At 36.0% G+C, this 11,784-nt stretch carries 6 protein-coding genes; 5 read left to right on the forward strand and 1 reads right to left on the reverse strand.

Annotation, left to right across the window (positions count from 1 at the left end):
- Both ACEN25_RS01555 and ACEN25_RS01560 read left to right on the forward strand, forming a co-directional pair.
- The gene (locus ACEN25_RS01555) at positions 1 to 1,851 is read left to right on the forward strand and encodes a metallophosphoesterase (RefSeq protein WP_441801333.1); all 1,851 of its coding nucleotides are present in this window, start codon (positions 1 to 3) and stop codon (positions 1,849 to 1,851) included.
- A 13-nt stretch (positions 1,852 to 1,864) separates the two neighbouring features.
- Entirely contained in the window at positions 1,865 to 5,911 is a 4,047-nt protein-coding gene (locus ACEN25_RS01560) for a two-component regulator propeller domain-containing protein (RefSeq protein ID WP_441801334.1), read from the forward strand.
- A 31-nt stretch (positions 5,912 to 5,942) separates the two neighbouring features.
- Here the strand turns inward: ACEN25_RS01560 and ACEN25_RS01565 are convergent, their stop codons facing one another.
- Positions 5,943 to 7,370, reverse strand: a complete 1,428-nt coding sequence (locus ACEN25_RS01565) for a nucleoside hydrolase-like domain-containing protein (RefSeq protein WP_441801335.1) — start codon at positions 7,368 to 7,370, stop codon at positions 5,943 to 5,945.
- Positions 7,371 to 7,809: 439 nt separating this feature from the next.
- On the opposite strand from ACEN25_RS01565, the gene ACEN25_RS01570 reads away from it, so the two are divergent.
- Genes ACEN25_RS01570 through ACEN25_RS01580 form a run of 3 tightly spaced genes read left to right on the forward strand, consistent with a single transcriptional unit; the run spans position 7,810 to position 11,781 of the window.
- Positions 7,810 to 8,979, forward strand: coding sequence for an endo-1,4-beta-xylanase (locus ACEN25_RS01570; RefSeq protein ID WP_441801336.1), 1,170 nt, complete (start codon positions 7,810 to 7,812; stop codon positions 8,977 to 8,979).
- Positions 8,980 to 9,038: 59 nt separating this feature from the next.
- Positions 9,039 to 10,772 (forward strand): glycoside hydrolase family 43 protein, encoded by a 1,734-nt coding sequence (locus ACEN25_RS01575; protein WP_441801337.1) that lies wholly within the window; start codon positions 9,039 to 9,041, stop codon positions 10,770 to 10,772.
- A gap of 46 nt (positions 10,773 to 10,818) precedes the next feature.
- Positions 10,819 to 11,781, forward strand: a complete 963-nt coding sequence (locus ACEN25_RS01580; protein ID WP_441801338.1) for a glycoside hydrolase family 43 protein — start codon at positions 10,819 to 10,821, stop codon at positions 11,779 to 11,781.
- The last annotated feature ends 3 nt before the right edge of the window (positions 11,782 to 11,784 follow it).

Genomic DNA, 11,784 nt, shown 5'->3' on the forward strand with positions numbered 1-11,784 from the left:
ATGAGTATTAATAAGCACGTAAAACATTTAGGATTACTGCTTGGCATTCTTATTTTTTGTGCCTGTAAACCCTTACAAAATACCCCAAAACCCGTTCAGGTAGCATTCTTATCTGATGTACATCTCACTGATATTTATGGCGAATTTTCAGATTCTGACTATAAGGGAGTTTTAAATCCTAAAACAGGTAAGAACACGATTTTAAGAACGATGCAGGCGCAGTTGCATTCTACGCGCTTATTTAATGAAAATTACTTCGCATTTCTTGCTGCTTTAGATGATGTGGTTGCCCGGGGAATAAAATATGTGGTGTTTCCGGGAGATTTTAGTGATGACGGACAACAGTTTAACTTACGCGGCTTACGGAAAATTTTAGAGGAGTATACAGCTAAATATGGCATTCATTTTATGCTCACCACAGGTAATCACGATCCTGTAAAACCCTTTATAACAGATGCGGGTAAGGCAGATTTCATGGGGGCAGGAGGGAAGCAGCAGCCTATTTATAGTAAAGAAGGTTTGTTTAAAAATAAGACTGGTGAGGATTTACCAGTTATCATCACACAAGACTTTGCGCAATTAGGGTATGAAGGTATTCTTGATGAATTAAAAGATTTTGGTTTTTACCCAAAGCCTCAGGATACCTATTGGGAAACTCCATTTACAAACTATAATTATAAAAACTACACCTATCAAATAGCCTCAAATGCTGAAGGGATTGCAGCACGTAATTATACCTTACCCAACACAGATTTAGAAGTACCCGATTTGAGTTATTTGGTCGAAAAAGGAGATAATATTTGGTTTCTGGCCATAGATGCTAATGTTTATATACCTAAATCTAAGGTAGAAAAAGAAGCTGGAGAATCTGTAGAATTTGAAGGAGCAGGAACAGGTTATAAAAATGTGTTGACGCATAAAAAACACCTGTTATCCTGGATTGCTTCAGTTACAAAACGTGCCAAAGTATTAAATAAACAATTAATCGTTTTCAGTCATTTTCCCAGTGTAGAATTTAACGATGATTCTTCAGATTTGATGGGTCAATTTTTTGGTGAAAACAAAATGCAATTGCATCGGGTTCCTACAGAAGAAGTTTCAAAGGCTTTAGCAGAAGCAGGAGTGCAACTTCATTTTGCAGGTCATATGCATATTAACGATACAGGAAGATATGATTTAGATGCATCCAGAACATTATTTAATATTCAGGTTCCGTCGCTGGCAGCGTATATTCCGGGCTATAAAATTGCGACAATTAAAGGGGATTCTAACATCGAAATAGAAACCATAACGCTAGATGAGGTTCCAGATTTTGATGATTTGTTTCCGCTTTATGCGTTAGAAAAAAAATATTTAGAAACTAAGGGAGAAACAGCTGCCTGGAATGCCGAAATTCTTAATGCAAATACGTACAAAGAATTTGTTTTAAAGCATCTGGAAGAATTGGTACGCTTGCGGTTTTTAGAACAAGATTGGTCAGCAGAATTAAAGGATTTACTGGTGAATAAATCGGGTTTAGATCTGCTAAAAATGACTTTTAAAAAGCAAGAGGAATATGAAGTTTACAAAGCTGAAAACACTTTTAAAATCTCGCAAAAAGATTTATCAAGCTGGACCGGTTATGATATGATTCAGGATTTTTATAAATTAAAAAATGCTGATAGACTCGCACTTTCTGATATTGGTAAATCCCGTTTTAATGAATACCTTATGGTTTGTGAGCAGTTGCAAAAGACAGACAATACCCAACTTCAACTCTGGGGAGCAATTTTTAGTAAAATTAGCACCGGTTTACCGGCTACCCATTTTGTAATAGATTTAAATTCAAACACCATAAAAGATCTCAATTGAGCCTTTTAAAATTATGAAGCATACCACATTTTATATTTTTCTTTTAGTCTTAACAGGTATTTCTGCTCAAAATATCAAGTTTGAGCATTATAACGACACCTATGGTTTGTCTCACAATTCGGTGCGGCATATTGTGCAGGATGATCAGGGATTTTTGTGGTTAGGAACCTTTGGCGGTCTTAACAGATTTGACGGTTATCAATTTAAATCGTATTTGAGTACTACAGAAGATTCAAACAGACTGCAGAATGACGACATAACGGCACTCGAACTCGATGCAGATTCTCATAATTTATGGATAGGTACCCGAAAAGGGCTCACTCTTTTTCAAACAGATAAACAAAAGTTTACAACCTACTTATCAGATTCTTCTAAGTCTGGAAGCCTGCCCGACGAGGAGATACGGGCAGTTTTAATAGATAAAAATAAGCGCGTTTGGGTAGGTACAAAGAATGCCGGTCTTTATTTATTTGATTCAGAAAATCAAATTTTCAAAAAAATTGATCTTCCTGATGTTAGTTATGTTAAAGAGATTTTTGAAGATTCTCAGGGGAATATTTGGATAGGAAGTTTTGGTAAGGTAGGAGTTGCTAAAATTACATTGAATTCGGTTAATGCGATTCAAGAAATAAAAACCTACAACTTGGCTATACATAATTCTACAGAAACAAATCCGTATCTCAATTTTATTTTTGAAAATACTCAGGGTGAATTGTTTGCAGGGACCCGCAAAGGTCTTTTTAAATTAGACCGAAGTACCAATACATTCACCGATTTATATATTGAAGACGAGACGATACGAGAAAATTTAGGACCGTATTTTCTATCTATAGCAAAAGCTCCAGATGGTAAATATTGGTTAGGAACTCTTGGCGGACTTATAGTTTGTGATCAATTAGAAGATATTCAATCAGGTAATTTTACGTGGTATTATGCCATACTTTCTGACGATACCTCGCTGATAGATAATTTAATTTCAGCGTTGTATTTTGATGCTTCCGGAGTATTATGGATAGGCACCGAAGATGGTCTCGATAAATACGATCCCTATGAAAATGAGTTTAAGCTCAATAAAGATATATCAACATTTATAGACAATCAGGCTCCCAGAATTCGGGGTTTTGCACAAACCTACACTGGTGATTTAATCGTTGCGACCTGGCATAATGGGCTGTTTTTATATGTTAACAATCACATAAAACCACTACAGGATTTTAAGGAAAATATTGCAAGTATTCATTCTGATGATGGTATCACTTTTTACTGTGGTCTATGGAATGGCGATTTACTGGTTTATAATTATAAAAGTAACACCGGGAAAGTTGTAGATATTGGTTTTACAAACTCGGCGGTACTATCTGTATTAAAATATGATGCTAACACTTTGATTGCAGGGTCTTTTGGTGAGGGTCTGCGTATTCTCGATTTAGAGACGTTGCAACCTAAAGTTGATCACGGTAATTTATTTTCGGGCTACGAGATAAATACTATTAAAAAACTAGAAAATACCTTATGGATTGCTACGGAAACCGGAGTGCTAACCTTTGATGTATCTACTCAAAAAACACGGGAATACCGACATTCAAAATCAGAAAATTTTGAACTTCCGCAAGATAATATCAGTGATATTTATATAGATACATTACACAATAAAATATGGGCAGCCACGCGTCTGGGGCTGGCTGCATATGATAAAACAACAGATCGCTTTAAATTCGTAGAGGAGCCAAAAATTCTAAAAAATAAATGGATTACAGATATAGCCTTAGATAAGCGAGGCAATATGTGGCTCAATATGAATAATAATAGTATTGCAAAGTATGATGTAAACACTAAAACAGCTAACATTTATAATGTTATGAGTGGTAATCGTCTGGATATTTTTAGTTCTAGCGGTTTTTACAATTTTGATGATGCTACGATTTATTTAGCCGGAAAAGACGGTGTTCTATATTTTTCGCCTTATGCAATTACCGAAAATACCTACGCTCCTAAACCCATAATTACCGAGTTTAAAGTTCAGAATAAAGAAATATTACCGGGCACCACTGTAAATGGACAAGTACCCTTTGAAGAGGATATTAACCACAGCAGAAGCGTTACGCTCAATTATGCAAATCGCAATTTTTCGATACAGTTTTCTACACCTACGTATACGAACGAACGTCTTAATAAATTTCAGTATAAATTAGAAGGTTTTGATAAAGATTGGATAGAAACTACCAGCGATTCACGTACGGTGCAATACACAAATTTATATCCCAGAACCTATGTATTTAAATTAAGAGCAGCAAATAGTGATGGCGTATGGAGTGAAACCGCTTCTTATCAAATAGAGATATTACCCTCTTTTTGGCTAAGTTATAAAGGTGTTCTCTTAATACTGCTTTTTGTGGGTATTCTATTTTATATCCTTAGAAAACAACTCAAAATACGACTGGCATTAAAACAGGAATTACTTCTGGAAAAAGTAAAACGAGAGAAGGATGAGAAATTAAATAATGATAAGCTGCGTTTTTTTACAAATATCTCACACGAATTAAGAACACCGCTAACCTTAATCCTGGGTCCTGTAAAGCAATTACTGGAGCTTGATAATACAACAGATTATGCACGCAGTCGTGCAGATTTAATTTATCAAAATGCCAATAGGTTGCTGCGTCTGGTAAATCAAATTCTTGATTTTAGAAGAGCAGAAACCGGTGAACTAAAACTCAGGGTTTCTAAAACTGAAATTTTAGTAAGCACAAAAAATATATTCAACAGTTTTATTGAACTGGCCCATTCTAAAAATATAAATCTTAATCTAAATATTGAAAAGGAACATCTTATGTGCTGGATTGATATGGATAAGTACAATAAAATCCTTTATAATTTACTTTCTAATGCGTTGAAGTTTACAAATACATTTGGTAATGTAGATCTGTATTTAGGTTTTAAAGACGGGAATAAAAAAATATTAGTTATTGAAGTTAGCGATGACGGAATAGGAATTCCTGTAGAAAGTCAGGAAAAGATCTTTTCAAGATTTTATCAGGCTCAAAACAGTAAAGATAATACCACCGGCACCGGTATTGGGTTGTCACTGGTAAAGGCTTTAGTAGAAATTCACAAGGGAGAAATTCGAGTAAGTAGTAATCCCGATAGTGGGAGTGTTTTTACCATAGAATTGCCGGTAAATAAAAAGGCCTATAAACGCGAAGAAATTTATGATTACAAACCAGATCCTAAAAGTATTGAAGAGTTAGTACCCATACAGCATTTAGAAAATACCCTAACTGCTGTAAAATCTGTACCCGGAAATACCAATATAAAGCATAAAATTCTGGTAATAGATGATAATACCGAATTACGTAATTATATTGTAGAATACCTGTCTGGCTATTACAAAGTGTTTGAAGCCGAAAATGGAAAAGAAGGGCTTGAAATCTGCCGTAAGGAAAAACCGGTACTTTGTGTGGCAGACGTTATGATGCCCGTTATGGATGGGTTTGAATTTGTAGAAGAACTAAAAGCAGATGCTAATATTAGTCATACTGCTGTAGTGATGTTAACCGCTTTAGCTGAAAATGAAAATCGAATAAAAGGTTATAAAATAGGAGTAGATGGGTATTTAGTTAAACCGTTTGATCCGTCGCTTTTAAAGACACGGATAGACAACATCATTAAAATTCATTTTGATCTGAAACAGAAATTTTCGGGAGAAGAAGAAGGTGATGTACTCAAGCTGGCACATTCGCAAATAGATATAGATCTTATCTCAACGATAAAAGAAATCATAGATACAAACATCAATAACCCGGAGCTCACTCCCGGCTTTTTAAGTGATGCAATGGCAATGAGTTCGTCAAAGCTATATCGTAAAATCACCCAGCTTACAGATTTATCTCCAAACGAATTTATACGAACCATTCGACTTAAAAAATCTGTACAGTTATTAAAGACAAAAAACTACAACGTCTCTGAAGTTGCTAATTTAGTAGGTTTTAATGATCCTTTATATTTTAGTCGCTGTTTTAAAAAGCAGTTTGGCAGGTCTCCCAGCTCCTTACTTAAATAGAATTAGGTTTAATTTTGATAGACCCTTCAACCTAGGGTTTAATGGTTACTATAACACGTTTATAACTAGACAATGCTGGTTCTCCCTTATCGGTTACTTTGAGTATAAAATGTGCGGTTTCTGGCTTTGTAACACGAGGTGCAATCACATATGCATTGTGTACATTTTCTGCACCACCTACTTTGATTAGCTTTTTATAAGAACCGGCTTCAGGATAATTAAACCATAAAAAACTAAGATTATCGCCATCAGGATCTGTAGTTTCAAAGGCATCTAAAGCAAAACCTTCACCAGATTTTACCGTTAAGCGATCAGAGTGACTCAATTTTATTATCGGATTGTGATTAGCATCGGCGTAGCTTTGAACAGACCAGTCTATACGCGCTGCAAAATCATTCTGAAAATCTGCTCTCCAGCGCCATAAGGTAGCTTTATTATCAGCATAGGTGATAGTGGTGTCGATCTTTACACTTCTGCCATATTCATTAGGTTTGTAGGGTATATACGTGTCTATGGCATCTGTATAAATAGGACGTGTTTCTGCTTCAAAAGGCACTCCAGAATTTCCTTTTTTTTGTTTTGAAAAATCGGGTGTATACAATTCATAGCGGCCACCCCAGCCGCCCCATTCGGGATGTTCAGGAACATTTAGACCGTTAGGGATTAAAGATAGAAAAGAGGGAGTATCACCTTCAACTCCCCACGCAACATCAGGATAAGCAGCACCTAAAGGACCGTGATTTTGCTGAATGTTTTCTGCTAACCACGTATTACTTATTTGCGAATTATCAATTCCCTGAATTACACTGTTTATGGTAATCCAGGTTGCACTACCGTAATTGTCCCCGGGACTTACAATGTAAAATAGATCGGGAAAATTTTTACGTATCCAGACGCCGCTATCATCCTGATCTGAAATAGTATATACTCTAAGTTTTGCAATAAGGCGTTTTGCTTCAGTAGCAGTGCGTGTATTTTTAATAATAAATAAGGCTTGCGCTAAAGTATTTACACCTCCCCAAACAGGTATCCATAACGGGCGGGAATCTTCTTTTTCTAGTTCCTGAATAATCCACTTAGAACCTTCACTTTCTTTTCCTGCACCTACGCCTAACATTCCATAGACAGACGGCCCTTTTTTAACTAAAGAGGACAGAGTAGAAGCTTCGGGAAAACCCTTTGCGTGTTTTAGAAGATTTGGCTGAACTCTAGCATACGCATTAATTATTTTATGAATAGACTCGGGGTTGATTTCTGTTTTATGCCAAACAGAAGTTGTGGCAATAAGACCCTTTAAGTCAATTTCATTAGCATATAAAAACAAACGAATAAAAGATTGTGTATCATCTGGATCAGCTTCAATATCTGATAAAATAATAACTCGATGTTTAGTGACGTCTTGGGCTAAAACCAGCGAGACATTTACTAAAAAGATAAAAGCAATTAAAATTTTTTTCATAATAAATTTTATAGATGAAGCCGCAAATCAGGTACAACTTAGAGTTACCAAAATTTTGAGTTCAATCAGATTCAAGATTTTGAGATTGCTAAATTGTTCTTACAACGCTGCTCTACAGCAAGTTAAAAATATATTTATATCAATATTTAAGAATAGCCTGTAAATATCAATTAATAATACTATACTTGTAGTCAAATAAACTATAACTATTTAAAAGTAGTAAATATTTTAGTTGTTTACATTTTTTGTAGAAGCAATTTTTTAAAAAATCTACATAATGGCTTTGCGTAAATTGAAAGAATAGAAGAATGGTCTTGTTAATTATTATGTGATTTTCATTTTACGAAATCGATATACTTAGAAATTTTTGGTCACTTTAGAGTGAATAAAAATGGTGAATTACGATAGATTAAATTATAAACTTCAAAAATTAAAAATTATGTATAGGATACAGAATTCCATTTTTAAAAACATCGTTCTTGTAGGTTTGATTTCGTTTGCTTTTTTGAGTTGTAAAACCAATAATTCAAAGGAGCAGGATGAAGTTGTTGCTGAAAAAATGCTTTCGTTAAAAGATGCGTTTAAAGGTAAGTTTTTAATAGGTACTGCACTAAATCTAAATCAGATAGAAGGTCGTGCAACTAGTGACATCGCACTCATAAAAGAGCAGTTTAATTCTATTGTTGCTGAAAACTGTATGAAGAGTGAAAACTTATTTACCGCACAAGGGACTTACGATTTTACGGCAGCAGATGCTTTTGTAAAATTTGGTGAAGACAATAATATGGTGGTACATGGACATACGCTTATCTGGCATTCACAACTTCCGGAGTGGTTTTTTAAAGATAGTTTAGGTAATCAAATAGATAAAGTAGCACTTACCGAACGGATGAAGAGTCACATAAGTACTGTTGTAGGGCGCTATAAGGGCAGAGTAAAATCGTGGGATGTGGTAAATGAAGCGGTATTAGATAACGGTGAATTGCGTAAAAGTAAATTTTATGAAATTCTGGGTGACTCTTACTTAAAACTGGCTTTTGAATTTGCTCACGAGGCAGATCCCGAAGCAGAATTGTATTACAACGACTATAACACTTCATACCCAGAGAAAAGAGCAGGAATTATAAAAATGCTCTCAAAACTTCAAAGTGAGGGTGTGCAGCTAGATGGTATGGGAATGCAAGGTCATGTAGGTGTAGATAAACCTACGGTAGCTGAATTTGAAAAAAGTATTACGGCTTTTGCAGATTTAGGGTTAAAGGTTGCAGTTACCGAATTTGACATAACCGTACTGCCATTTCCTAAAAACTTAGATGGAGCAGAAGTAAGCAATAATGCCGAATATAAAGAGGAGATGAACCCGTATATAAATGGAATTCCAGATTCTCTAAATGTAAAGTTTACTAACCGCTATCTCGACTTTTTTAAAGTGTTTTTAAAGCATCAGGATAAGATGGAAAAAATTACTTTTTGGGGTGTTAATGATGGAAACTCGTGGAGAAATGACTGGCCTATAGCCGGTCGTACAGATTATCCTTTACTATTTGATAGAGAAAATAAAGCAAAACCGGTAGTTGATTCTATAATTAAACTGGCACTTAAAAATTAGCTAAACGGTGTGTACAGTTCCGGTAGCATAGTTCAATCTTCAGCATTAAATATGTCTTTATGAATACGCGTATATCTATTGTGTTAGTTAGTTCAGTACTACTTTTTAGTTCGTTTTTAGTACAAAATAAATTTAGTGAGCCTAAGATATCGGCAACTCGTAATCCGGTATTTAAACAGGCTATTTATGAAGGAAAAGATGAGGTATACCAAAATTATCCTCTAGCTGAAGGAGAGTTTTACAACCCTATATTGCAAGGTTGTTATCCTGACCCTGCCATTACACGTAAAGGAGATGATTATTATTTGGTTTGTTCTTCCTTCGCGATGGTTCCGGGAGTTCCTATATTTCATTCTAAAGATTTAGTAAACTGGACGCAGCTGGGTCACGTCTTAGATCGTAAATCTCAATTGAAGGTTGAAAACTCTGGTATTAGCGAAGGTATTTATGCACCAGGGATTACCTATAATCCCAATAACGACACATTCTATATGATTACAACGCAAATTGCCAGCGGTATTGGCAACATGGTTGTAAAAACTAAAGATCCTAAAAAGGGTTGGAGTGATCCTATAAAACTAGATTTTGGTGGGATCGATCCCGGTTTGTTTTTTGATGATAATGGCAAAGCTTATGTGGTGCATAATGATGCTCCAGATGGCGAACCGCTTTACAACGGTCATCGCGTAATTAAAATTTGGGAATACGATGTGGAGACCGATAAAATTATACCGGGTTCAGATCAAATTATCGTTAACGGTGGTGTTAATCTTAACGATAATCCTATATGGATTGAAGGTCCGCATATTTATAAAAAGAATGGTTTATATTATTTAATGTGTGCCGAAGGAGGAACTGGCGATTGGCACAGTGAAGTGATCTTTGTGAGCGATAAGCCCACGGGACCTTACACGCCTGCGCCATCGAATCCTATTTTAACCCAGCGTCATTTTCCTAAAGATCGTAAAAACAAAGTAGACTGGGCGGGTCATGCAGATTTGATACAGGGTCCTAATGATACGTACTATGGAGTATTTTTAGGGGTGCGACCTAATGAGCAGGATCGTGTAAATACAGGTAGAGAAACCTTTATGTTACCAGTGGACTGGTCTGGAGAATTTCCGGTATTTGAGAACGGCTTAGTGCCTTTAAAACCTATATTAGAAATGCCTGCGGGTGTGGTTAATCAAACAGGTAAAGCGGGATATTTTCCTAACGGAAATTTCACCTACACAGAAAATTTTAAAAGTGATACGCTTGATTACCGATGGATTGGATTAAGAGGACCGCGTGAAGATTTTATAAAACAAACAAAAGCAGGTTTAGAAATTAAATCCTTTGCAGTTTCTATAAAAGAGAAGAAGCCCACATCAACATTATTTCACAGACAACAACACAAAAACTTCTCGTTTACAACGACGCTTACCTTCAATCCTAAATCGGAAAAGGAGCTGGCAGGACTTGTATGTCTGCAGAATGAAGGGTTTAATTATGTTTTTGGAGTTACCAAAAAGGGTAGTAAAAATCACCTGCTTCTTGAGCGAACAGAAAATGGAAAATCTACTCTTATAGCTTCCGTTGCGATTGAAAATACAACTAATTTAAATCTTAGAGTAGAAGCTCAGGGCGATGCATATCGCTTTAGTTTTTCCGAAGAAAATAGTAACAATTATATAAATCTGGGAGGTACTGTGTCTGGAGATATATTATCTACAAACAATGCCGGTGGTTTTACAGGATCACTAATTGGCTTATATGCAACAACTGCAAATGACAACATTCTCGGTAAATAGATTATTGAAGACCGCATTAAATTAGAATTAGACAAATACATTATTCATGAAAGAACCAAGATATCTAGTCGATCACGCGTATATGGCAGATCCTTCTGCACACGTTTTTAATGGAAAAATTTACATTTATCCTTCTCACGATGTAGAATCGGGTATTGCCGAAAATGACAATGGCGACCATTTTGATATGCGCGATTATCACGTATTTTCTATGGAAAAGATTGACGGTGCAGTAACTGATCACGGTGAGGCCTTACACGTGAGCGATATCCCATGGGGTGGAAGACAACTTTGGGATTGTGATATCACTTTTAAAAATGGTACGTATTACCTATACTTTCCGCTAAAAGATAAAACAGATATTTTTAGAATAGGAGTAGCAACCAGCGATAAACCCGAAGGTCCTTTTATACCCAGGGACGCACCTATGAAAGGGAGTTTTTCTATAGATCCCTGCATATTTGAAGATAACGGAAATTACTATATGTATTTTGGAGGTTTATGGGGCGGTCAGTTGCAACGCTACCGTGATGGTAAAGCCATTGAGAATCCGTCTGAGCCTGCAGATGACGAACCAGCTTTGCCATCTCGCATAGCAAAGCTTTCTGATGATATGCTTGAGTTTGCAGAAGAATCTAAGCCTATTGTAATTTTAGATGAAGATGGCAAGCCATTAACAGCAGGCGATCACGACAGACGCTTTTTTGAAGCTTCGTGGGTTCATAAATACAACGACACGTATTATTTTTCATACTCTACAGGAAATACGCATAAGTTATGCTATGCCACAGGAGACAGCCCCTATGGGCCGTTTACATATCAAGGAGTTATTATGACACCGGTTGTAGGCTGGACAACCCATCATTCTATACTCGAGTTTGAAGGTAAGTGGTATTTATTTTACCACGACTCAAAACCTTCTGGAGGTAAAACCTGGTTGCGTAGTATGAAAGTGGTGGAGCTTGAATATGAATCAGACGGCAGTATAAAAACCTTAGAAGGTTTGTAAATG

This window comes from Leeuwenhoekiella sp. W20_SRS_FM14, from assembly GCF_052119605.1.
GTDB lineage: Bacteria > Bacteroidota > Bacteroidia > Flavobacteriales > Flavobacteriaceae > Leeuwenhoekiella.

Excerpts from the sequence above, each read along its gene's own strand:
- ACEN25_RS01555 (WP_441801333.1), top strand. The coding sequence starts at position 1 with ATGAGTATTAATAAGCACGTAAAACATTTAGGATTACTGCTTGGCATT.
- ACEN25_RS01560 (WP_441801334.1), top strand. The coding sequence starts at position 1,865 with ATGAAGCATACCACATTTTATATTTTTCTTTTAGTCTTAACAGGTATT.
- ACEN25_RS01565 (WP_441801335.1), bottom strand. The coding sequence starts at position 7,370 with ATGAAAAAAATTTTAATTGCTTTTATCTTTTTAGTAAATGTCTCGCTG.
- ACEN25_RS01570 (WP_441801336.1), top strand. The coding sequence starts at position 7,810 with ATGTATAGGATACAGAATTCCATTTTTAAAAACATCGTTCTTGTAGGT.
- ACEN25_RS01575 (WP_441801337.1), top strand. The coding sequence starts at position 9,039 with ATGAATACGCGTATATCTATTGTGTTAGTTAGTTCAGTACTACTTTTT.
- ACEN25_RS01580 (WP_441801338.1), top strand. The coding sequence starts at position 10,819 with ATGAAAGAACCAAGATATCTAGTCGATCACGCGTATATGGCAGATCCT.